Source organism: Paenibacillus sp. Soil724D2, from assembly GCF_001427935.1.
Taxonomy (GTDB): Bacteria; Bacillota; Bacilli; order Paenibacillales; family NBRC-103111; genus Paenibacillus_E.
On the sequence record NZ_LMRY01000007.1, the window covers coordinates 195,586 to 218,956 of the forward strand.

Consider the following 23,371-nt stretch of genomic DNA (forward strand, 5'->3'; position numbering starts at 1 on the left):
TCACAAGAGGGAAGGTTCGGATATTGATTGGATGAGACTAATGCTGCGATTATACGAAACCGGCCCTAAGGGGCAATTTAAGCGGATTGTATGGATAATATCCTTGTCACCTGACACTCAATGAAGAGGATAAGTTACACATGAAGTAAAAGCAATATGATGGACGACAAGCTTAAGCAGCCGCTAATCAAATAGAGGAACATGACAACCTGTTTCGGGCTAAGTCCTGTACGAAGCAATCGGTAATGGGCCTGACTTGCATCGGCCTGATAGACTGGTTTGCCTTGTAATAAACGTTTGATGACAACAAATATATTATCAAAAATGGGAACACCAAGCGCCAAGAAAGGAATAAAAAGGGACAAAATCGTTGCCTGTTTGAAGGCACCATCCAGAGCAATCACACCCAGAATGAAGCCAAGAAATGTTGCCCCCGCATCCCCCATAAACACTTTGGCTGGTGGCTTGTTATAGCGTAGATAGGCGACGGTGACGCCGACAAGGATTATGGCCATCATGGCGGAGTCGGATTGACCTTTTGCTAACGCCACAACGAACAAAGTGATTGCGGATATCGCTGAAAGACCCCCAGCCAAACCATCCATCCCATCCGAGAAATTAATTACTGTCGTCACGCCGAATATCCATAGGATAGTTAAAATGAACTGCATCCAATCGGAGAGCAGCACAAATTCTCCGCTAAACGGATTGTAAAATCCACTAAATGTGATCCCAGAGGCATACACCAGCACAGCCGAGGATACCTGAACAATGAACTTAGGTAAACTCGGAAAATCTTTGCCATTGGTTTTATACCAGTCATCCACGGTACCAATGATCAGTAAAAGCACAGACCCAGCTACAATAGCCCCTGTCTGGAGCGTAAAACCTTTTATAAATAACAATAAAGTAATGATGAAGCCTATAAAAATAGCGTAACTCGCTGTTAGCGGAATCGGTTCACGGTGTATTTTTCTTTCGACATCTTGCCTAGGTCTATCCACAAAGTTAAGACGAAACGCCAATTTACCCAGTGGGGGAATTAATAAGTAGACGATAAAAAAAGATAGTAGAAATGCTGCTGCGTATGCGATAAATACCAACTCCAATGAATGCTGATTATGAATGATCTGATACTTGATCTACTTTAATTGTAACCTTTAAGTAATTCGTCCAATCACCTTGGCCTACAATATCTATGCTGTATGGTGTTCCACCACCTTCATCTCCCGCTTGATCCGGCGATTCAGGGCCGTGTAGAAGTTGGGTAACATGCGCGGTTCCTAACAATTGATTGTCCTTTGAATAAAAGTTCAGTGTCAATTGGTACGTATGCTTCCCAGGCAATTTTCCACTAATCCAGGCTCTCGCAATAGAGTAATCTCCTGTATAATAATGACGAAGAATACCTACTAATACTTTTCCATCCGGATCCGTGAGATTTAACAAGGGCGGTAGAGGTAATCCGAAGTACAAAGGAAACGTATCCTGCAAGGTTGCTACAACAGCTGAAGACAGGTCCACATTGACAGGCAGAAAAAGGGATGAATTCAGACTTTCCCCTGCTTTGGACCAAACAGCATAAGGCACTCTTGACACGGTTTTTCCTGACATATCCATAAACGTAAGCTTGCCGGAAACTGCAACATCGCCCCTAGGCTTAGCTCTTCCACGTTCCCAAGCCTCTTTCTGAAGAACCAAATCTCCTTTGACAAAAGTTCGTTCTCCCAACTTGACAACTTGAATGTTTTTAATTAGCATCGTATCCTCGTAATCTGGGCTTGTTGCAGTGGGTAATGAGAGAGTTTCTGCTATGCCATTGCTTACATTAGGTTGTAGCAACCATTGATCGCCTAACCAAGAGGTTTCTATTTGAATAGCGTAGAAACCGGAAGGCGTGACGAATTCAGCTTTAGCGTGCACGTTCTGTGGCGATAGGCTGGCTCCGTTCAAAGATTCGGAATAAGGCAGATTGTACAGTGGTGTTTCTTCACCTAAATGAATATCTAAGTCCAGTGGCCGGATGACACCAAGTTTACGATTCTCCATTTTAATCCACAAATCTCCTAGCCATGTCGTATGAATCTGAACCCACGTATACGAAAGGGGTGAAGCGTAATTCTGATCCCCATACTGTGTAGAGACTACCTCAACATCCTGAGGACTGAGCTCAGCCAGCGGCTCTTGAAGATCGTACGAAGGTTCCGCATACAGCGGTGTAGTGTCCAAAAGACTAATTGTCTTAGGTATCCCCTGAGGCAGGTTTGCTTTGCCGCTTTGCAGATCTGACGCCGCTAGGACGCCAGTAGACATATTAATCATGCACAGAACTAGGATCAACGCTATTTTTTTCAAAAGCAAGCCTCCTCATAATAGATCTAAAAAGTTGACGTTTGATTCTTCCAAATGGTTCCATCAGGTGATATTCGAATTTTATTAGCTTAAGAATTACTCAAGTAATTAAGTTGAGAAGAAAGTTACGAGTACTGTAGTAAGCATCTTTCCATCCCATTTTTGCATAGAAACGAAGTCCATCTATTCCTTTAAAATAATAAGCTCCAATTAATCTCTCTTTGAAATCCGGGATCATTATTCCAACTTTTTCTTGATAGTCTTGATAAGCTCGAATTACTTCACGACCCTCCATGTGTCTATCGAGAATTGCGAGATCGACAAGAAAATCGCCATATGCATAGTTACCATCAATGATACCGGCTATACGTGTGCCGTCGGATAGGATATTCCATTGGTGAAAATCTCCATGAATAAAGTAGCGGTGGGGTTCATTATACGGTAAGTAAGCCATTAAACGGCTATAACATTCATCGAACACGTCTTTTTCTAAACAAGTACTTTGAAATAATTCGCACCAATTCTCCCAGAAGGTCCCTGTCTGATCTTCTGCAAATGATGTAACCAAATAGTCCTTCCATGTTTGAAATGCTCCGTCACCTTTAGGCCCGATCCACCCATATCCGCTTGTTGACCCGAGATCCACATGATTTATACGTGTCAAGATCCTTATAAGCTCTGGAAGTTGGCGGTTTTGCTGCTCAGCTGAGAAATCCGCTAGATTGCCGCCATCAATTCGTTCCATTATGGAGTATTCTAGATGTCCGACTTTCCCTTGTCCAAAACATTTAGGGAACGGTATGCCCTGGCTAGAGAGCAGATCCGAAATATAGCGTTCAGTTTGATACGCTCCCTCCATGTCACTGAATTTAATTACGTATCCTTTTCCTTCATGGCTGAAAGAGTAAACACTGCTCAAGTTACCGCCAGCCATTGGCGTTATCTCTGCCACTTTAGAACCTAGATGAGTCCTTAATACTCCCTCAACCATACTTATGTCCAAGCTTGGTTTTTCGTATGCAGTCATTGCTACACTTCCCCTCGTTTTGTTACAAGACCCTCCTTATTGTAACTACTCTATTGTTTCCGTTAGCTTTGCAAATCAGTGAATTTAACTGCCGAATCCCATGCAGATTTAAATTCTGACACACTGCCATACCTATTTTTTCTACTTGGTTCAACAGCCCTTAAAGCTATCTCATAAAGTTCCTTTCCAGCTTCCCAGTGTTCAAATGAACGATCAAGCTCTCCTCCAAGCAAAGCAAACGATGTTGCTCCCATGGTAAATACGTTTGTCCTACCATCAATCTCAGCTCCGAGAGAAAACTCTTCGGGGGACATGAATCGAGAGGATCCCCATAATCTCCCCATTGTATTGTAATATGGTCTTCTTTGATAAAGATCAATATCGCATATTTTAGTCTCATTTTTGGAGAAATCGTACAGCAGACTCCCATCATAAAAATCAATGGCGACAAAGTCTTTTTTCTCGACAAATTCATGAAAGGAATAAATGTGATCCAACGAGATTAACCTCTGTGCGACTGATAATTGTTTATACCTATAAAATGGGGAATTTGGATTATTGTACTTCGCTGGGGGCGGAAAAGACCAATGCGGATGAAGAGATTCACCGTCGAACCATTCAAATACAGCTGCGTAGCCAGATCCAACTTCATAATGATCAATTAGTTTAATTAGGGAGGGGTGGCTTAATTCTCTATAAAGTGGCATGGCATTTTTTAAATTGTTTATTGCATCTTGAGGGTCACCCGAAAATGCTGTGCCTTTAGCACCAGCATATTTGATGAAAAATCTTTCGCTATTTTTCTCAATACCAAAGCTTATATTGCCAGAATCCTGCTGGGAAAAGACTTCAAATACATGCCCCAACTTCGCAAGCCAACCAAAATCATGTTCTTCTTGTAACTGGAACATAACATCGTCAATTTTAATATCTAAAGAACCATTCATTTGCTTCCTCCTCCAAATGTAGTCTCCTTCCATTGAACATATCTAATTTATCTGTATCAGCACCAGATAAAATAACATTATAAATAAATATTCTCCTCCCGTTATTGAGCAAATCTCCCCGTCCATGCATCTCTTGCAATGCACCACAGAGCATGATTTATAAATATTTTTTAAATCCTTTACTTATCGATCCTTTATATCCTTCCCTTTCGAAAAACTGATGTGCTCTTTCACGGGTTGAATTACTTAGAAGCATAATCCTATGACAATTTATTAATCTACAATAATCCTCAACATATTGTAAAAGTTTTCGTCCAATATTCTTACTTCGATGATTCTCGTGGACAATTATGTTCTCAACTACTCCATACGGTCTTGTGCCATGTAAAGCCTGTAAACATATGTTTAGTGTCACTGTCCCTAATATTTTTCCTTCTTCATCGTATACAAGTAAAAAATTGTTAGGGTCATTTCTAATTGTATTAATTTGTTCTTCAAGAACATTCATTTTCTTACTATTTGGTACTAGCATTCGATAGAGTTCGAACAGTTGATCTCTATCAGTTCGTTCAGCTTCACGAATCATATCGATTCGACTCCTTTTTATTAGGCTAATTGCATATAACGATATATTTACGCAAATTATTCGTATTTAGAAGTATTCAAGTGATTAAGCTATCCTGCCCTTTCAATGAAAAAAGCAGGCCAACTGCCTGCCGTATTTCAAATATTATTTCCGTTTAGCTTAATCATGTGTGGAGTCAGAAGTAATTTCTTCAATTCATATGGATAATAGATATACTCCATACGTTGTCGGAAATTAAATGAGTCAAATAACCTAATGAGTAGTCATCTTTAACTTTCCTTTCAAACGAGATAGCAGCATCAGGAGCAATTGAACCAATTAAAAATTCTCTCTTGTTTTTAATAATATCGAGGCTAGAAGCGACTATCTCAGCAATTATTAAATGCATCAACCGCGAACCCATAAAATCCCTCCTCGCACCATATTTTACCACATAAATTTAAGTTATAACTATCCTATCCGTTAGCTTAATCATTAAGGTCACTGCAAACCGTCGGGAATGAGATAATGTTCTTGTCACACGACAAGAAACTACATAGGGTTTGTGTCACAATCAAGCGGTCCGCTTATTCTTTACTCCCTACCCCATAAAACGAAATGCCACAAACTCGTTTTATATCAAAAAAACCCATGTGAAATGAACTCTCACTCAGATGGGTGCGCCAGTGCTTTATTTTGTCAGGCTGTTTATTTAATGATTGACGTAATCACGAATTGCTATTCTCATCGGTTTGTGTGCTGATTAACCAACTACGTTAGTTACTACTTCGATATTGCCACGGGTTGCTTTGGCATATGGGCAAACCAGATGGGCTTCCGCGACGATTTCCTCAGCCACGCTTGTTTCTACGCCACTTATAGTGATGTCCATATTCATGGCTAGTACATAGCCGTCGCTCGCATCCTTGCCAAGCGTAACATTAGACTCGATTGTTATACCTTCCGCTTTAATATTCTTTTTTCTAAGAATAGTACCCATCGCACCTTCAAAGCATGCGGCAAATCCTGCGGCGAAGAGTTGTTCTGGGTTTGTTCCGGCTCCATTACCCCCTAATTCCTTAGGATATCTCAAGTCCAAGTTAAGATTGCCATCATTGGAAACAGCTTTGCCATCTCTTCCGCCTTTAACGTTTACAGTAGCCGTATACAATTTCTTTTCCATTTTTACCATTCCGAAACTCTCCTTTTATTACTGGATTATTATATACTTTTTGTGCGCTGATAAACCAACTGCGTTCGTTACTAATTCGATATTGCCACGGGTTGCTTTGGCATAAGGCAAACTAGATGGGCTTCCGCTAACGCTTTTTTATACGGCCTCTGATAGCGATGCCCATATTCATGGCTAGAACATAGCCATTCGCATCCTTAAATATAGTACCCATCGCACCTTCCAAGCATGCGGGCAAATTATGCGGCGACAGTTGCCCTAAATTTATTCCAACTCCAATAGCTGGTTTAACTACTCTACCGTAAATGGAGTAAATCAAATTTCGAGAAGCTGTTTTTGGTTTGTGAAAATCGAACTCATCATGACTGTTTACCAAAAAGCTGGACATACGCACCGTAGCCTCTTTCTTCAAGTTCATGCTTCGGTATAAATTTTAAAGCCGCAGAATTAATGCAGTATCGTACTCCCGTTGGTTTGGGACCGTTATTGAACTTGTGGCCAAGAAAGGAATCGGCATTCTTGCTTTTAACCTCGGGAGCTACAGACACAAAGCCATAGCTATTTTTCACAATCAGATTGTTGGGCTCCAGTGGTTTTATGAAATTTGGCCAGCCTACACCTGCATCAAATTTGTCCTTCGAGCTAAACAGCGGCTCGCCGGAAACGATATCCACGTAAATGCCTTGCTCGTTGTTGTCCCAGTATTCGTTATTAAATGGCTCTTCGTCAACCCCATGTTGAGTGACCTCATATTGGAGTTTAGTCAGCGTTTTCAGCTTTTCTTCCTTATTAAAACCTTTTTGAATGTTCACGTTTCTGTCACTCCCCCAAACTCTATCTAAGCTTGCATCGCGGCCTGAGCCGAGCAAATTGATTTTGAAACTGATCGGGTTATTCTTGAAAAAGTTTTGATGCTCTGCTTCCGCCTTGTAAAAGGTTGATGCAGATTCAATCTTCGTTATAATCGGTTTTTTGAACCTTTCTGAAGCTACTAAAGCATCTCTGGACGCCTCAGCCAACTCCTTTTGTTCATTATTTTTATAAAATATGGCGGTTTGATATTCGCTGCCGCGATTAGCAAATTGTCCCTCTGCATCCGTTGGATCAACGTTTCGCCAGAAAATTTGCAGTAGTTTATCATATGAAATCTGATTCGGGTTATATCGAACTTCCACCGATTCGAGATGTCCCGTAGTTAGAGACCCCACTTCTTCATAAGTAGGATTTTCCTTATGGCCTCCCGTATAGCCGCTTTCAACGCCTAACACACCATCAAGCTTCTCAAATACCTCTTCCAGCAACCAGAAGCAGCCACCTGCAAAAATAGCCGTTTCGTCTGGCGTGTTCGAAATTTCATTCGCTGTTGTCATCGCATCTTGAGCTTTCACGATGTCTTTTTTGTGATTTAAACTTAAAAAGGAGTAACCAAGAAAGACAAGTAGAGTTATGGACAGCGCCAATAATTTGCGGTTTGTTACCTTCATGTTCCCTTACACCTCCGCGGTACATAATGGGATAGCGTACACCCTAGTCTCTTAATAGTTCAGAAAACAAATTACTTCATACAAAGTTCCAACCACTAATGTAATAACAACAACCAAAAGGACGAATCGAACCGTTAAGCCAAATTTTTTCACGCCTATCCTTCTTTTGTTTTTCATTACTTAGATTTTAACAAGAATAGCGCGCATGCAAACCTGTGGAAAGTCATGTCTTTACATCAAAAAGAGCACAACATTTGATCGCTAAAGCATGATAAATTTCATGCTCTATGCCAAAAGTCATGCTCTTTCAATTATAATAGATGGCGAATAGCGCAGCTTGCGTTCTATCGCGAAGACCGAGCTTGGCAAAAGATTCGACAAATGATTTTTCACAGTTCCTTCCGTAACATTCTGGAGCAGCTTCCGTTTTGTTCAGCACAGAAGTCGCACAGACCGTAATGGTCCCAGCTACAATCACAATTGCGCGCACTATCATCGTGATGAAAGGCTTTCTTGATTTTCATAACATATATAACCCTTTCGACGGCGTTATTGGAGAAATTGGATAGAAAAGATCGATAAAGGATTATGGAGCAGCGATAGTGAACTGCATCTGCGATCGCATATGACCTTCTTCCTTTTGTTCAAGTAGAACATCCGAATTTGTTTTCTTATACTGAATCATTGTTGGTCTCTTTAAGGTTACCTGGTAATCTCCAAATGGAACTTGTTTACCATTCACGTCTTTTTGATCCCATTTAAATGACAACTCCTGACTATAAATTTCGTCTCCTACCTTGGGAAAGGTTTTGTTTAAGGCAGGAAGCTTGCCGGACCATACGAGAGTACCCGGCGCATTCCGATCTGATCGATCCATTTGCAGAATCTGAATTTCAAAAGATGTGCTTTCAACGAGTGTAAGATCATCCTCACTTACATTTGCAACTTGGAATGAAATATCAATCGGATCTCCGGCACCAATAAAACCGAAAGGTTGATTAATGACGCTGCTTACCGCACTAACTCCCGTCGCAAACGGAGAACCTCGCCACCCTGCTCCAAAATCATATGTATGTTCACTCCATTTCGAAGAAATTTGCTTTACTTCTACTTGGGATGGAAGTTCATACAATTCTGGATCTAACGCAGAGTCGGCAGCATAAATCCATGCGTCTCCCAACCACTGGCTGTGAATGTGCTGCCAGCCACTTCCACGTTCATATACATCGACAGTTTGTGGAGATAAAGTAGCAAGTACCTTTGCTTTTTTATTCGGGTGTTCGTAAACAGGTGTATTTAAAGTTAGTTTAAGTTCTTTATCCTCTATTCTTAAATCCTTTGGATAACCAATGTTAATATTCACCCAGCGCGGTCCCTGCCATGAATCTACGTAGTACCAGTCATCGTTCACACGTAGGGAGCTTACTAAATCCTGAGAAGATAACCATCCCATAACTACCCCTCCTGCATCTGGCGAGGTAAACATCGGAGTAGTCACGGAAATCGATATCCCAACCGGTCCATAATAAACATGGGCATGCTCGTATACGGGATGGGTGGGATGAATCCAATTGTAGCCAAGCCACGTTTGAATGAGGTAATCCCCATTTGCGCTATAAATCGCCCGAACCGTTTGAGCCGATACAGCTCCTAGTCTCTTACCCTTTTCGAAACGTTCTTCGTACACTTGCTCCTCTCCGGTTAGCAACACGTCATTGTAGTAAGCATCTGTAAACTGAGGATGATCTACATTTACCCAACGGTTTCCATCCGTCGTCTCGATTTCGAACCAAATATCTCTTTGATTCTCTAATAGCTTTTGATCCCAATTTACCTCCGCATTGATAACTCGCACGAACTGTGGAGTCGCGTCGTACAGTTTGCTGCCTTCAGGATCATCGTAGATTGGCGTTAGCTTTTCACTTAAATAAATTTCTTCCGGTAATTTCAAGATTGATGTATCCCGCGCTGCTTCTGCCGTAATCGAAAAGCCTATAAACACACTATACAACAGCAGCAAATAGGATATAAAAAAGAACGTCCATCGTCTCATAAAAATTCTCCTTTGTATAAAATTATCTACTCTAATTTCTATGTACCGAACAAGCTTATAGCTCTAGGTATAACAGAGGAAAAGAATTTGTTATGCACGTGTCGGTTGATTTGTGTTTGGGGAAATGCAAGAGTTACGATACTGTTGTTTTGCTATTTCAGGAAAATTTTATTAGCAATTCAAAACAATTAGCCTCGGCATACTACTCCTGTTGTTGAACTAAAGTTTCAGTTAGAGCGTAATGAATCCATTTAATCAGTTCCTCTTAAGAACTATCTATAAATACATCAGGGAAATTAGCTTTCCCCGGCAAACGTTTATGTCTTGTTCAATCCTTTTCGTCTTAAGGGTGCAGTGCTCCGACCAAGTCTACAAAGTGACGCCCGCGCTCTTCAAAGTTACGATATTGGTCAAAAGCAGTGCATGCAGGACTCAGCAGCACAGTGTCACCCGGTGCGGCCAGCTTGTGCGCCTGCGTCACTGCCTCGGCCAGGCCTTCGCAGCGGACAATAGGCGGGCAATTCGGCACTCTGCGCGCCGCTACCTCGATTTGACTGGCTGCTTCTCCGATCAACAGCAGCACTTTAACATGATCAGGCAGCAGCCTAGCCATCTCGTCAAACGGTACTTTCTTATCTCTCCCGCCGGCGATCAGCAGCACTCGGCCCACATGCGCATGCAGTGTGGCTACGGTACGGGCGGGGCTTGAGCCGATTGAATTGTTGTAATAATGCACGCCGCCCACAGCTGCCACCCACTGGTTTCGGTGCTCCACGCCGACGAAGTTGCGCACCGTCTCCAGGATTGCCTCATCAGACACGGTCCCCCGCACGGCGGTCATAGCAGCCATAACGTTCTCTACGTTATACCAACCCGGCAAACGAATGTCGCTGATGGGCAATAGACCGTCGATCACGCCATCGTGGACAGTGTGCCCGCCAAAATACTTGGTCTGCCCCCGCCCGCGCAGTGCGGCGGTCGCCGGATTGTCGCCGTTTAGAACGGCAAAGTCGTGAGCACTCTGAAAATCCAGCAGGCGGCGCTTGGCGGCGGTATATTCATCCATGTCGCGGTGCCAGTCGAGGTGATTGGGCGAGAGATTGGTAATCACCGCCACATGGGGAGAGCGCGTCATGTCCATCAGCTGGAAGCTGGACAGCTCGACCGCGCACGCATCCAGCGGCGACATCTCGCCCGCGCGCGTCAGAAGTGGCGTGCCAATGTTGCCGCCCAGATGCACCGTACGCCCCCCGTCAGCCAGCATGTCTGCAATCAACGACGTGGTGGTGGTCTTACCGTCCGAACCGGTCACGCCGAAAATAGGACAAGGACACAGCGCAAAGAACTCCTCCATCTCACTGGTCACACGGCTGCCGCCAGCGCGGGCCGAATCCAGTGCCGGATGGTCTGGGCGCATGCCCGGAGTGCGGAACACCACGTCGCCCCCAACGTGATCCAGATAATTCTCCCCCAGGTGCAACCCGACACCTAGCGTGTCCCACTCCTCCCGGGGTAGGGTAGGATTGCGATCACGTACGGTGACACGCGCCCCGGCCGAGCATAGCATGCGGATCAACGGTGAATTGCTAACGCCGGCGCCGATGACGGTCACGTCCCGACCGGCCAGCGATTGGATATAGATGTCAAAAGCAGGATTCATAAGCACCTCCGCTTAGAAAATGTCATTTAATCAAATATACCACATATTGGAACTATCCTGGCCTTTAGCTAATGATAAAATAACATCGAGGTTTAATAGAGCCAAAATCAAAAAAAGCCTTTCAGGGATGCTTTCCCATACAAGGCTTCTTCAACGTTATCGAACTGTTAAGGTATTAAAGATATCCGATACTCCTCTCGTCTCCAACATACATATCCACGTATCAAATAATCAAATTGTCTGTGGTTATACTAACTTTAGCCTTAGGAGGCGATTAACTATGATAAGAGTGCTCAATGTGGATGGCCAAAAACTAACCCCATGTTTACTTCACCGGGCTTGGAGGGAAGTTAATCGAGCCCGTGCCGTCTGGATTGACGAGCAGACAATCCAATTACTTTACAACCCATTTTCATTTCGAGACTATAGAAAAGCTGCATTAAAACGGGATCATTACACATGTTTGTGGTGTGGACGTCCCGCAACGACTGTAGATCATATTGTCCCTTCAAGCAAAGGAGGCTCAGATCTTCCCCAAAACTTACTCGCTTCTTGCATGGAATGCAACACGAAACGAGGAAACCGTTCAGCGTTCTCATATCTTTTAGAAAAAGTACTTTCCGTGCCGAATTCTATAAAGCTCTGTTACCGAATCATTAAAGCTAAACATAACCATCGTCGAGCGAACTGATGTAAGTACTCTTCACCGCCTTGAGGCGGTTTTTATCTTTTGCCTGTATTCGAGGAATTTATTGTTTAGTGGATCGTCGCGCCCGTATAACACAGTGTCAACAGTGCTATGTACGTCCGTGGCATAATTCTGCAATGCTTCATCATAAATGATCCAATCCATTTCTCCATTTGGACCGGAAATATAGCCATCAAGTGAAGTATGAATGAATAAAATAACTTTTCTCACTCAGCCTCCATTTTTAATTCGATTCGTTCATCAATACCTCCCCGAGAGTGTCGAGCATGGCCTTCGTACCATGTTCACGCTGTTCCGGTGTATCGTGGCCATCGAGATAAGTTCCTTGTTCTGTAAAGATCAACCTCGTGCCTGCATCCGTTGGCTTTAACTCCACTGTCGTCACCGATACCGAAATTCGCATCTCGCCCATGTCCAAGGTATACGAATAGACAATGCGCTGATTTGGCACGATTTCCTGAAAGCAGGCGTCAAAAGTGTAGATTGGGCCGTCTGGCGGGCCTCCACGACTAAATTCCCGTCCGCCAACCCTGAAGTCGAATTCATCGGCTTTCGAGAACCAACGGGCTTTAGCCTCAGAGTCTGCCCAAGCGGCGAACACTCGCGCGGGTGATGCTTGATAAGTTCGCTCAACAGTAAACGTGGCGTGGTGTACAGATCGTTCGTTCATCATGTGTTCCTCCCAATGTTAAAGTTTGTCAAGATCTTGTTCGGCGAGGAAGTCGCCTAGTCGATCGAGTCTTTGTTCTACTTTCATCTGTCGCTCAAAGAAATATTTGTCGTGGCTCTTTTTCATCATAACCAGCACTTTTGTGAAATCGTCTACGGTCAACGGTTCCTTCATTTGCATGAGTGTTGACACATGTTCTAACTCTTCAAGAAGCTTCTGTTGAATCTTTATTTTTTCTTTTAGACTGGCAATTTGTATGGATACTATCTCAATTGGACTGCAATGCTCCTGGGCCAGTAGCGACTTGATTTCCTCCAACGCTAAACCCAATTCCTTTAATGAGAGAATTTGGTGCAGACGCGAAATGTCAGATTCAGTGTACAACCTGTGACCCGAATCCGTCTGATCGGATGGCGAGAACAAGCCGATTTGATCATAAAATCGTAATGTTCGAATTGTTAACCCTGTCAGTTTGGCAATTTCTCCGACTTTCCAATGCGGTTTCATAATCAACCCCTTCTGCAGCGCCATTCATTTACCGGTAACTAAATTATAAAACATTACGTAACGTAATGTTCAAGACTTTTTTTCTTGGAGGTATCAGTCCTCCCTCCATCATTCCCCTTCGAGGCAACTTTCCGCAGCCAGAAAGCGGTTGAAACTCAAAATTGCGCCTCGCTTGTGATATGTTTCACAAAATATTGTTTGTTTCTTCAAGTGTTTATTTCCAAACTTTATTGTCTTCCAACAAAGTAAAGACTGTTGGGTGACAAATATGTTTTGAACTAACGTGCAGCTCTACGGGTAGTCCCTCACAGATGATTAATTAGTAGGTTATCTTGTCCAGGAATAAGCAGCTGCATAGTTTCACCTTTCGCTCTCTCATTTTTTCATTTTAAACATATACATATCGGCAAAATGTCCATTTTTTCCCTTCCCATTCGAGAACTTCTATTTGACCAATATTGAGTGCATTTTTTTCATGCAACCATTGGTGATCACAACCCATAGCCAGCTGTACAAGGCTGAGAAAATGTATATAGAAGCAAATGTAACAACATGAAACGTTGAAGAAACAGACGGCCCCAAAACGGGGAAACGCAATCCGTACATCAAGATATTGATCCCGGCAAATAAAAACAAAGAAGCTGCGGCAATGATACTGATCCATTGCTTCAGCATCAAGAAGGCTCCGCCAAGACCCAACCCCAATAATCCCGTTGTGAAAGGAAAGACGATGATTTCGCTCGGCTGCAGAATGAGAAGCAAGACGATGGTCAATATATACCCCATGAATCCTGAACGGATGGAAACAATCGTGCATAGTACGATCGGCGCCGTAGAAAAGGGGCTGATCAAATATCCGACACCCGGCAAAAAACCGCCGGCGGCTTGCAAGACAGCTGCGATGGAGGCAAGAAAAGCCGTGAAAATTAGCTGATTGGTTTTCGACATGTATTGTTGAAAATAGGAATGAAGCTCTTGAGCGCTTGAAAGACCCTTCATCAAAAAGACCATACGATCCCCCTAAAAAAATCGAATTATGAACGTAGAAGCGAAAAAGAAACAGGCAGCGGTACCAGCAAGCGCCTCCCGCCACCCCATTCTCAGCGTATGGCGGTGTGTCCTGCCCCTCTCTCCTTTGTAACAGCGCGATTCCATGGCCACGGATAATTGTTCAGCGCGGCGGAAGGATTGAACAAGCAAGGGGACTATCAACCGCAACGGCTCCTGCATGCGACGGATCCAATTCCGGCCTTCGTAAAAGGCCCCCCTCGCCTTTCGGGCTTTGATCATGATATCGATTTCCTCTGCCGCGATCGGGATATAGCGAAGTGCGATTGCCAGCATGAGAGCAAATTCGCCGGCTGGAAAACGGATGACGGTGAAGGGACGAAGCAGCCGTTCTAGTCCGGCCGTCAAATCCCCGGGGGATGTCGTTAACGTGAGCAAAGAGGTTAAGCAAATAAGTAGAATGAGCCGCACATTGATAATAATAGCTTCCAGGAGCCCTTGATCATAGATGATCAGCCGTCCCAAAGACCATACCGGTAATCCTTGACGATCCGTTAACATGTGGTATATTCCGATAAAAACAATGAGTGCCGACATTCCCAGCAGACTTTGCAAAAAATAAAAGAACGATATTCGGGTTAAGCGTATCACAAACAACGCGGCCACTGTATGGATGCCTAATAGCAGAGTTGTATTTGAACTAAAAATTGCAGCTGCAAAAATCATTGCAAAAATGATTTTAAAACGAGGGTCAAGCTTATGTACAAAAGTTTGACCGGGTACGTAACGACCCATAGGAAATTTGTCAATAGGCCCCACTATTTTTCCAACCTCATCCATTTGATTAAATGCGATATCAATTCATTCTCTTCCACGATATGTCCGGGAATGGATCCAGGAATCCTTTGTTCAATCTCTTGGATCAATCTCAGCATCGGTGTGGATGCCAGTCCCGCTTCTATTAACTCAGGCAATCTCTCCCTTACCTCTTCAGGTGTGAGATCCAAAAAGACTGCCCCCTTTTTCATCACGATGATTCGATCCGCATACTCAAGTGCCTCCTCCAGACGATGCGTGATGAGTACCGTTGTCATTCCTTGTTTTAACTGCAAGGTTTTGATCAACGAAAGAACTTCGTACCGCCCAAGAGGGTCAAGTCCCGACGTCGGTTCGTCAAGAATCAACATGTTCGGATCACTCGCTAATATTCCGGCAAGCGCGACCCGGCGCATTTGTCCCCTACTGAGTTGAAACGGAGAACGATCCTTGTATTGTTCAAAAGGCAATCCCACCAGGTTCATCACTATTTCCACTTTGTTGCGAATTTCTTCTTCATCCAAGTTCAATCTACGAAGCGAGAAAGCGATATCATGATAAACGGTATCGGCTAGCAGTTGATGCTCGGGGTACTGGAAAGCATAGCCGATCGATACTCTTAGACGGTTCATGTCCTTTCGTTTGTTTGTTATGCGATCATTTCCAACCCATACTTCTCCTTCAGATGGAACGACAAGTCCGTTGATCATTTGCGTTAGCGTCGTCTTTCCGGAGCCCGCATGCCCCATGACAGCGACAAATTGTCCGGCGGGAATATCTAGCGTAATGCGGTTTAAAGCCTGCTTTTCAAAAGGAGTATTCTTATGATTCCAGAAGATTACTTGCCGGAAACGTATTTGCATATTTGTTTCGCCATTTCTTCGAGAGTAGCTGCACGTTCCGCCAGATCAAATCCTTCTTTAAACAGTGCGTCGCGTATCCGTGCGGCAAACGGTAGGCAAAGACCCGCCTCTTCCAGTAACTTTGTATTCCCCATAATTTCCTCCCAACTTCCATCGAAATGGATCCTTCCTTCGTTCAGTAAGACGATACGTCCACCGATTTCTATCTCGTCAAGATCATGAGTAATATGAACAATGGTCATCCCTTGTTGATGCAACTCAGCCATCATGTTATAGATAACCTGCGCTCCCTGGGGATCCAGCATGGAGGACGCCTCATCAAAAATAACGATCTCCGGTTCCATGACTGCGATACCGGCCAAGGCAAGTTTTTGTTTTTGTCCTGGTGACAGAAAATGTGGGTCTTGTTCTTTTACCGCCAATAAATCTAATTTCCTCATGATCTCGTTTACGCGCCGTTCGATTTCCGCCGGAGGCAATCCGAGATTTTCCAAGCCAAATGAGACGTCATCCTGAACGGTAAGGCAAACTATTTGTTGATCCGGATTTTGAAACACGAGTCCGACCTTTTGCCGGATTTCCCCCAAATGTTCCGGGTTGCACGTCTCCTTATCAAAAATATATACTTTTCCATTGGTGGGAATAAGCAGCCCTTTCATTAATTGGGCTATCGTTGATTTGCCGGAGCCGTTACCCCCAATCATCGTTACCCATTCTCCCCGATGTACGGCGAAATTAACTCCTTGCAATGCCCAGTCTACATGTTCTCCATAGCTGAAATAAACGTTTTCAAAAAATATGCAAGTCGTCACATCATCACCTGCCGGCATCAAGTTGCCACTCTTCTATGAATTATGGAACAATTTCAAAAATAGTACCTTGGTTAAAATCAGCCACTTTCATAGAGCCATAAACCCCTAAATATAGTTTGGTTTGGTCCAGATTCGTTCCCAAATTAACATAATAAGCTGACTGAGAGCCAAAATTATAATCGGTTTCAATAATACTAAAATCATTTAGTTTACAATCTGCTCTTACCCTGGTATAAGCTAAAACCCCTCTAACCGGAGGCCCAGATTCTTCGTTCCGGGCAAGATCAGTAAACACAACGCTTCCCGTTAAATCGGGGATTCCATTCCCCCTATATGGCTGGACTCCTGTAAGTGCAGTTCCTCCAAACTTATCGGGTCGGGGATCTTTATGAAAATAGCTAGTTAAAGGCTGAAGACGCCCTACTAAAGTTTTTATTGCTTCATTATAATAAGCAATTGTTTTCTCATCCAAAGCCGGATTTGCAGAGCAGCCCCTTATAATCGAAGTAGGCAAAGCACCTTCCCACCCTCGCCAGCCAAAGTTAATAAATCCTTCTTGGTAAGGTTCTGATTCCATTATAAAAGCTTGAACAAGCTGAGTAACCGGTATTGGTAGATACTGAACGAATGAAAAAATCGACTCTACCAAATCCTGTCCGACATTTCCCACATATTTGATATACTGATTATAAAACTTTTGAAAAGAAATTCCTGATATATTGCGAACCCCTTTGGCAATTACCGTAAGCGTTTCCTGAAAAGGTACAGGAAGTTCATTAAAACGTGTTACTACGGGTGGATTATCGATAGATGAATTCTTAACTACATCAATTTCAATTATTTTACCTGCGATTTCCATATTGTCCTGACTTAAATTAAATGGATCATAGCCTGATCCGCCATCTCCGGTTGTTAAAACAAGTTTTCCTGTTTCAGGTGAAAAGTTTAAGCTATTGACACCATTATGATTTAAAAATGGTCTTCTTATGTTAAGTAATGTCCGTCGTTTTTGAGGTTGACCATTCGATTGTAAAATCCATTCTTCCACTGTATCCATATGATCATATTGAGTTTCTCTATTTATCCACTTTAGGTTTAAGGTTTTAGAATCACACGGGTTTGGCTTAAAAGATTCAAATGCACCTGGAAGAGCACCTGGACCTTGGGTTCCAGCTACTGAATAATGGAGATAAAACAGACCGTTATAATAAAATTCGGGATGAAATGCTAGCCCTAGTAACCCCCGTTCATCATATCCACCACTAGAAACACCTAGTTTTATGATTCTTGGGCGAATATCTAAAAAAGTCTTTATAACCCCGTTTCCTACGTAAAAGATCTCTCCTACCTGGGTTGCAATAAATAATCTTTCAATTGAGTCTCCCGGAAGTATAGTTGTTTTCAAAACAGTGGGTAAATTTATCTTACTGACAATGGGCCGTAAATTAACCTTAACTTTTATCAACTAACTTTACACCCCCTCCTATTATTTTCACTTAAAAGAATATGATTAGAACTGTTCTATTAGTACCAAATTAGGGCCTCGCATCTAAGCACTGTAAAAAACCAAAAGCTTGCCAATGGCATAACTTTTGGTTTTTAGTCGAATTCGACATTGAGAATCTATATTATTATCCTTCAACTAATTGATAAAATCTAATGTCCTCCCCACCTTCTGTTTCAGCAATTAGTATGTCATTTCGCTCTTTGACACGAAAGATCTTTGTTCCGACTGCCAGTTTATTTGCTGTTCCGTTTTTAAAAGCTTTACCCTTATTACTTTGGTGAGTAATTTCAGTTACTTGTATGTCTTTGGTTAATTTCAACTCGTCTACCCAAGGAATTCCTGCCTTATAAATGGTGTCTTTACACATAAAAACATTAGCATTCGGATCCATTCTTAAAACTTCTTGTGCAGTTGGATTTACATAAGGACGCTAGACGTTAATTGCAAATAAACGGACTTCTTCATCTGTACCCGCATATCGGATCATGCCTTCAAAATGCAACCCTAGTTTTTCTAATAGTTTAGCCGAAGCATGATTATCTTCAGAGGTAATAGCCACTATGCGTTTTAGCACTAAAACGCATTGTGCATAACTCATCACTGCGGAAGCAGCCTCAAAGGCGTATCCTTTCCCTCAGAACCTAGGAAGCAAAGCAAATCCAATGTCTACATCTTCTAAGAAATCTCTTTTTACCAATCCGCAAATGCCGATCGGAATGCCTCCTTCCTTCAACTCCGTCAAATAAAATCCGAAGCCCAAACGGGCATACATGTCTAGAGCTCCTTTTAAAATATAGTCCCGCGCATCATCGATGGTTCTCACGCCTCTATCGCCTATGTATTGGATCCAAGAAGGATCATTCAATAGCTCAAGGATAAAAGCAGCATCCTCTATTTTTTGGTAACGAAGAATTAGCCGTTCTGTTTCTAGTACTATCATGATAGATGCCCCCAAACACTTAAAATAGTACCACCGATCATGCCGGTAGCCTCGTCCTGGGTGTTCATTTAACTATAGTTCCCCGTTAGACGGATCTATGGAAAAATTGTTACGTTAATTCATCAGTCATCTTTTCTTCTGTTCTCGTCTTCCAGTGTTCCCTATACACGCTCCATCACAACATAATCTTTACCGCTTTTACTAAACGTGTTTTCTGTTTTACAAAGACCAAATTTCTCATAATAGGATGCTTCCTCTTTCCTGGCATTACAATATATCCGCTTCACACCTGCGCGCTCTGCTTCCTCTACCACATATATTAGAAGCTTGCTCCCGTAGCCCTTGTTTTGATGAGAAGTTAACGTAGCAAATTTTCGGAACTGCGCTTCTGCCCCACGAACGAAAAGAGACAGCACTGAAATCAGTTGCTCCTCTTCAAAAAGACCAAAGTGAGTTAGTTTCGGATTCTCAACAGTATGAAGGGCTGCAACGCGGCAGCCCTTCATATGTTTAACTATCGTTCTAGAGACCTAAAAAAGCGATTCCCCAAAACGTTTTTTCTTTTGAAAATTACAATTGGCTTACATGGACCTGAAAATTCACTTTTAGCTTTGGATAATATTCTTCTCTCCAGTTTTTTAATTCCTGATATGGAATCCGATTGCGGAAATGTTGGCCAAACCCAAAAATATCTGATTTGTTTTCTTGGGCTTGTTCAAATATCTTATTAAACTGCTTTTCGATCTGCTTTTCGAGTTCTTCATGGATCTGTTTATCCGTCACGCCCTCTTTTCTTTCCATAACTTGTATTTTTAATTTCAAATCGCATGACACTAACGGTTCATCCTTTTTCATTGACGACTTGATGTGCAATGAGCTGTTTTTTACGATTATGTCGGCAGAGCCCAGGCTCTCAATCTCTCCTGTTGCATTGCGGTGATTAAACAAATTCACCAATAGATTTTCCTTCGGATTGATCCGCTCCACTATTTTCCCTTTTTTCAAAATAGCGGCACCCTCGAAGCGTAATACTGTATCTTTGCCGGAAGAGACGATCGGAACGTTTATATCTTTCGTATAGGAATACAAACCCCGATACAATTCCCAAATGCGCGTACTCGAAACCTCCGGTGCCCACTCCCCTTTATAAAAAAAGTCATTGATAGAGGTTGCATGAACACCCACTACTTTATCAATATTCGACAACATTTTCTCAATATCGTCATCTGTAATGGCAACCAACGATCTGGACGGCAGTTGCTCTATCTCCATTGAAAGTCGAACAAGTTTACCAAATTCCTCTTCGTTCTTTGCCAAGTTGTTTTGAATGACAATTAATTGTACTTGTGAGTAATCAAGGGCATCATCAGAGTTTGTCCGCATTTGTCGGAGAATATTGGAAATGGAATTGCCTTTTTCCGTTACAATTTTTGATTCTGTTTTGCCTTTTTTCGTAAAGGGAACATACAGTGTCACTCTGTATTCATCATCGTTTCCCTTGGCTATGCCGATGAGTAAAGGAGGGGTACGCAGATTGATTTCTTTAGCATCCCAACAACCACATAGAAGGGTTAAAGCCGTAAGTACAATGAAAAGTTTGAATCGATTAATACTTTTCATAACCTGCCATCCTTCTTCGACTAAAGATGCCATAGATAAAAATGGTAAATGTAATGATGACGATAAACAAAGCGTGAGCACCTGTACTCAACACCAAAAGTTTTTCAACCATGCCCAGGTTTGGGACATATACTCCCATAAGAAATGCGATTAGAGCGAAAGCAATGATCCAATAATAAGATTTGGTTCTTTCCCAATTGAACGTTTTCTGCATAATTTGTCCGGTCATCCATAGCATTACGGCATTCAAGAAGATCGTGAATCCGATTAATGAGATACCCAAGAACAACGTTTGCTGACTGAATATAAACCACCTCAAGTCAACGATATTCACCGCCTCTTGTACCGGATAACGAAACGTGACAACCGTTTCTTGTCCAAATACGAAAATCGGAAGATAAACCGTGAGGAGAATGAGCACCGTCACATAGGTACATACCATAAACAGTTGACCGTATTTCATATTGTTTTCGGAAGGCACGAAGCCTACAAATAATAACGCTGAAAAACCCGATAGATAGTAAAACTTTGTGTTCAATAAAAATTTTGGAGATGTAGGCAAAACGGGTGAAGCATTATGTACATCAAAATTGATGATTACAGTAAATGCTATGAACAATACCAATGAATTAACGATAATGAATACAACGACAGAAGCACGCATCATCGTTTCCAACCCTTTTACTGCTGCCAAAGCAGCTAGGAAAACGAGAACAACCAGAACCGCCCAAGAAGGAGTCCGATTCAAAAAAATGGCTATGATTTCTTCGCTGTGAGCGCGAAGGCCGAATCCAACCATTGCTGTGATAACAAATGCCAAAGGGACAAGCACGATGCATGCAGCCCACTTTCCCATTTGCCTAAATATATCGATCACATCCTTTTTCGGAAAATAATCCAACCCTTTTTTGTAGATCAGTATAAATACCATTTGCAGCAATCCTGCACAAAGAATCACTACCCAATGACCACCTACCGTGATCGAATTTATGATTTTGGGATACAGCAAAAAAGCGAAGCCCCCACTCATGACACAAACCAACATTGCAAGTAGTACCCTATGGTTCACTTGGCATCCCCCTTTTCCGTTATCCGAAATGCCATATACGGAATATCGCAAGTTTTAAAACTTGCCAGAATTATGCATACAAATAATAATCCGGTACATATACCCACTATGCCGAAAACGGATGCCGCAATTAAAATAAAGTATTTTAGCGTACGAATGTACAACGAGTTTTGAACTCCAACGATTGCTGAACCTGAAATCAACATTGCGGTGATGACAATGACCAATAAGCTACTGACCAATTTAGCTTCCACGACCCCTTGGCCTAGTATGACTCCTCCAACCATCGTAACGGTCGGTCCTACTGTTTTGGGGAGTCTGATAATTGCTTCAGTTACTAAATCAACTAATACGACCATAGCAAGGGTTTCAAATAAGGGTGTTAGTGGAATGCCTTCTCTGCTTTCTGCGACAAACAAGGCGAGGTCTATTTTCAATACTTCAGGATTGACTGACGTTATGGCAATATATAAAGCGGGAAGGATGAGATTGCACAATATCCCCAATCCCCTGAGGGTTCGAATCAAATATGTGAAACTGACATGGAAATTGCGATCGTTTGCAGTGGACAACATATCCCAGAACAGATGCGGAAGAACAAAGGCGTAGGGGGTATTGTCCAAAAAGAGAACGACTCTGTTCCGTTTTAATGAATAGACGGCTTGCAACGGAAGTTCAGTTATGGAGAAATGACTGACAGGTACAAATTTGTGGGCACCAAAAAGAATATTCAGGTCATTTATCGTTTCAATATCTGAGTGAGCTTGTTTCAACTTCTGGTCTATTTTTTCAATAAGATCATCCGGAGCTTTTCCTTTAAGATAAAGCATGGAAATCCTTCGCTTTGGCAGCTCTCCGACTTGATATGAGCTATGGATCAGACGCTCAGTGCCCAGTCTCATTCGGATCAGCCCTATGTTAATATCAATATCCTCTCCAAAGGCGTCCAAAGGACCTTGAACAGGGCTTTCATTTTTGGGCTCTTCAATGCTTCTCCTCAGATTTTGGGGGACGGGTTCTACAATGGCGTTACGTTGATCGTCTCCTGTTAAGATGACCAATTTGCCTTCTAGAACGGCCTTTATGATTTGTTTAGCATCAACATCATGCTGATCACTGAGGTTCGTAAATAGTTCATCAACGGAATCAGACAATTCCGCCATTTGCCGAACGTATAAATTGGACTTGGAAAAATTGATGAGCGAATTAAATCCTATAAGAAAAAGCGCCGTATGATCAAATTGCTCTTCGTGAATGAAAAAATCATCATGCTCGGCAAATGTGGATTTCATTTCCTGAACGAAATTGCCCATGAAACCATACCCCTTCAAGTAACGTGTAGCCCTATTGTTTCCAGCAAATGGAATGACTATGCACGGTCAAGCCATTTATCCACATTGCAGCCCCTCGTGTAAAATAAGGTTATATAAGCTTCAAATTCCGTAGCAATTCGTACCGGCTGTTTGCCACCGGTGGCAGCTTGAATGGCGTACTGTAACGAAGCAGATTGCGGAGATCTCATGAATAAAATATTGCTTTAGGAGTATTAAAAAGGGCAGCTTGCATTATG

The 23,371-nt window shown here is 42.6% G+C and carries 26 protein-coding genes and 1 pseudogene; 1 reads left to right on the forward strand and 26 read right to left on the reverse strand.

The features are described from left to right. Nucleotides 1-134: 134 nt before the first annotated feature. The 12 genes from ASG85_RS09925 to murD form a co-directional block, all read right to left on the reverse strand. Nucleotides 135-1,103 carry an MraY family glycosyltransferase gene (locus ASG85_RS09925; protein ID WP_057306282.1) on the reverse strand — a complete coding sequence of 323 codons (969 nt, stop codon included), beginning with the start codon at nucleotides 1,101-1,103 and terminating at the stop codon, nucleotides 135-137. A gap of 16 nt (nucleotides 1,104-1,119) precedes the next feature. Further along, nucleotides 1,120-2,355, reverse strand: a complete 1,236-nt coding sequence (locus tag ASG85_RS09930; RefSeq protein WP_057305616.1) for a hypothetical protein — start codon at nucleotides 2,353-2,355, stop codon at nucleotides 1,120-1,122. Nucleotides 2,356-2,452: 97 nt separating this feature from the next. Further along, on the reverse strand, nucleotides 2,453-3,379 hold the full coding sequence (locus ASG85_RS09935) for a phosphotransferase family protein (protein ID WP_057305617.1): 927 nt from the start codon (nucleotides 3,377-3,379) through the stop codon (nucleotides 2,453-2,455). Between the two features lie 62 nt (nucleotides 3,380-3,441). Next, entirely contained in the window at nucleotides 3,442-4,326 is an 885-nt protein-coding gene (locus ASG85_RS09940; protein WP_057305618.1) for a serine/threonine protein kinase, read from the reverse strand. Nucleotides 4,327-4,483: 157 nt separating this feature from the next. Further along, nucleotides 4,484-4,912, reverse strand: coding sequence for a GNAT family N-acetyltransferase (locus ASG85_RS09945; RefSeq protein WP_057305619.1), 429 nt, complete (start codon nucleotides 4,910-4,912; stop codon nucleotides 4,484-4,486). A gap of 190 nt (nucleotides 4,913-5,102) precedes the next feature. Then, nucleotides 5,103-5,315, reverse strand: a complete 213-nt coding sequence (locus ASG85_RS38835) for a hypothetical protein (protein WP_057305620.1) — start codon at nucleotides 5,313-5,315, stop codon at nucleotides 5,103-5,105. Between the two features lie 339 nt (nucleotides 5,316-5,654). Next, nucleotides 5,655-6,083, reverse strand: a complete 429-nt coding sequence (locus ASG85_RS09955; RefSeq protein ID WP_057305621.1) for an organic hydroperoxide resistance protein — start codon at nucleotides 6,081-6,083, stop codon at nucleotides 5,655-5,657. Between the two features lie 127 nt (nucleotides 6,084-6,210). Further along, nucleotides 6,211-6,471: a hypothetical protein gene (locus tag ASG85_RS09960; protein ID WP_057305622.1), complete on the reverse strand. Its 261-nt coding sequence runs from the start codon at nucleotides 6,469-6,471 to the stop codon at nucleotides 6,211-6,213. Continuing rightward, nucleotides 6,443-7,453 carry a peptide-methionine (S)-S-oxide reductase MsrA gene (gene msrA / locus ASG85_RS09965; protein WP_057306283.1) on the reverse strand — a complete coding sequence of 337 codons (1,011 nt, stop codon included), beginning with the start codon at nucleotides 7,451-7,453 and terminating at the stop codon, nucleotides 6,443-6,445. The genes ASG85_RS09960 and msrA overlap by 29 nt, the downstream gene beginning before the upstream one ends. Before the next feature lie 421 nt (nucleotides 7,454-7,874). Continuing rightward, entirely contained in the window at nucleotides 7,875-8,063 is a 189-nt protein-coding gene (locus tag ASG85_RS09970; protein ID WP_057305623.1) for a hypothetical protein, read from the reverse strand. 90 nt (nucleotides 8,064-8,153) lie between these two features. Next, on the reverse strand, nucleotides 8,154-9,620 hold the full coding sequence (locus ASG85_RS09975; protein ID WP_060646110.1) for a hypothetical protein: 1,467 nt from the start codon (nucleotides 9,618-9,620) through the stop codon (nucleotides 8,154-8,156). Nucleotides 9,621-9,963: 343 nt separating this feature from the next. Continuing rightward, nucleotides 9,964-11,280, reverse strand: a complete 1,317-nt coding sequence (gene murD / locus ASG85_RS09980) for a UDP-N-acetylmuramoyl-L-alanine--D-glutamate ligase (protein ID WP_057305625.1) — start codon at nucleotides 11,278-11,280, stop codon at nucleotides 9,964-9,966. A gap of 280 nt (nucleotides 11,281-11,560) precedes the next feature. Between murD and ASG85_RS09985 the strand changes: the two genes are divergently transcribed. After that, nucleotides 11,561-11,971 carry an HNH endonuclease gene (locus ASG85_RS09985; RefSeq protein WP_057305626.1) on the forward strand — a complete coding sequence of 137 codons (411 nt, stop codon included), beginning with the start codon at nucleotides 11,561-11,563 and terminating at the stop codon, nucleotides 11,969-11,971. A 12-nt stretch (nucleotides 11,972-11,983) separates the two neighbouring features. Here ASG85_RS09985 and ASG85_RS09990 read toward each other — a convergent pair whose 3' ends face one another. From ASG85_RS09990 to ASG85_RS10055, 14 genes and pseudogenes are all read right to left on the reverse strand, one after another. Next, nucleotides 11,984-12,199, reverse strand: a complete 216-nt coding sequence (locus tag ASG85_RS09990) for a dihydrofolate reductase family protein (protein WP_060646111.1) — start codon at nucleotides 12,197-12,199, stop codon at nucleotides 11,984-11,986. Nucleotides 12,200-12,212: 13 nt separating this feature from the next. Next, on the reverse strand, nucleotides 12,213-12,659 hold the full coding sequence (locus tag ASG85_RS09995; protein WP_060646112.1) for an SRPBCC family protein: 447 nt from the start codon (nucleotides 12,657-12,659) through the stop codon (nucleotides 12,213-12,215). 18 nt (nucleotides 12,660-12,677) lie between these two features. Then, on the reverse strand, nucleotides 12,678-13,166 hold the full coding sequence (locus ASG85_RS10000) for a MerR family transcriptional regulator (protein WP_057305628.1): 489 nt from the start codon (nucleotides 13,164-13,166) through the stop codon (nucleotides 12,678-12,680). 444 nt (nucleotides 13,167-13,610) lie between these two features. Continuing rightward, the gene (locus ASG85_RS10005) at nucleotides 13,611-14,177 is read right to left on the reverse strand and encodes a hypothetical protein (RefSeq protein WP_057305629.1); all 567 of its coding nucleotides are present in this window, start codon (nucleotides 14,175-14,177) and stop codon (nucleotides 13,611-13,613) included. A 9-nt stretch (nucleotides 14,178-14,186) separates the two neighbouring features. Then, on the reverse strand, nucleotides 14,187-14,993 hold the full coding sequence (locus ASG85_RS10010) for an energy-coupling factor transporter transmembrane component T family protein (RefSeq protein ID WP_057305630.1): 807 nt from the start codon (nucleotides 14,991-14,993) through the stop codon (nucleotides 14,187-14,189). Then, on the reverse strand, nucleotides 14,993-15,853 hold the full coding sequence (locus tag ASG85_RS10015) for an ATP-binding cassette domain-containing protein (RefSeq protein WP_060646113.1): 861 nt from the start codon (nucleotides 15,851-15,853) through the stop codon (nucleotides 14,993-14,995). The genes ASG85_RS10010 and ASG85_RS10015 overlap by 1 nt, the downstream gene beginning before the upstream one ends. Next, nucleotides 15,829-16,683, reverse strand: a complete 855-nt coding sequence (locus ASG85_RS10020; protein WP_063860242.1) for an ATP-binding cassette domain-containing protein — start codon at nucleotides 16,681-16,683, stop codon at nucleotides 15,829-15,831. Before ASG85_RS10020 ends, ASG85_RS10015 begins: the two co-directional genes overlap by 25 nt. Nucleotides 16,684-16,705: 22 nt before the next feature. Beyond that, on the reverse strand, nucleotides 16,706-18,130 hold the full coding sequence (locus ASG85_RS10025; protein ID WP_060646114.1) for a PQQ-dependent sugar dehydrogenase: 1,425 nt from the start codon (nucleotides 18,128-18,130) through the stop codon (nucleotides 16,706-16,708). A gap of 166 nt (nucleotides 18,131-18,296) precedes the next feature. After that, nucleotides 18,297-18,563, reverse strand: coding sequence for a hypothetical protein (locus ASG85_RS10030; protein WP_060646115.1), 267 nt, complete (start codon nucleotides 18,561-18,563; stop codon nucleotides 18,297-18,299). Nucleotides 18,564-18,602: 39 nt separating this feature from the next. Further along, nucleotides 18,603-19,112, reverse strand: a pseudogene (locus tag ASG85_RS10035) (GNAT family N-acetyltransferase). A 161-nt stretch (nucleotides 19,113-19,273) separates the two neighbouring features. Then, the gene (locus ASG85_RS10040) at nucleotides 19,274-19,618 is read right to left on the reverse strand and encodes a GNAT family N-acetyltransferase (RefSeq protein ID WP_060646116.1); all 345 of its coding nucleotides are present in this window, start codon (nucleotides 19,616-19,618) and stop codon (nucleotides 19,274-19,276) included. 64 nt (nucleotides 19,619-19,682) lie between these two features. After that, a complete protein-coding gene (locus ASG85_RS10045; protein ID WP_156396510.1) occupies nucleotides 19,683-20,813 on the reverse strand; it encodes a Ger(x)C family spore germination protein in 1,131 nt (376 codons plus the stop codon). Continuing rightward, nucleotides 20,719-21,801 (reverse strand): GerAB/ArcD/ProY family transporter, encoded by a 1,083-nt coding sequence (locus tag ASG85_RS10050; RefSeq protein WP_060646118.1) that lies wholly within the window; start codon nucleotides 21,799-21,801, stop codon nucleotides 20,719-20,721. The genes ASG85_RS10045 and ASG85_RS10050 overlap by 95 nt, the downstream gene beginning before the upstream one ends. Beyond that, nucleotides 21,798-23,114: a spore germination protein gene (locus ASG85_RS10055; protein ID WP_060646119.1), complete on the reverse strand. Its 1,317-nt coding sequence runs from the start codon at nucleotides 23,112-23,114 to the stop codon at nucleotides 21,798-21,800. Before ASG85_RS10055 ends, ASG85_RS10050 begins: the two co-directional genes overlap by 4 nt. Nucleotides 23,115-23,371: the final 257 nt, after the last annotated feature.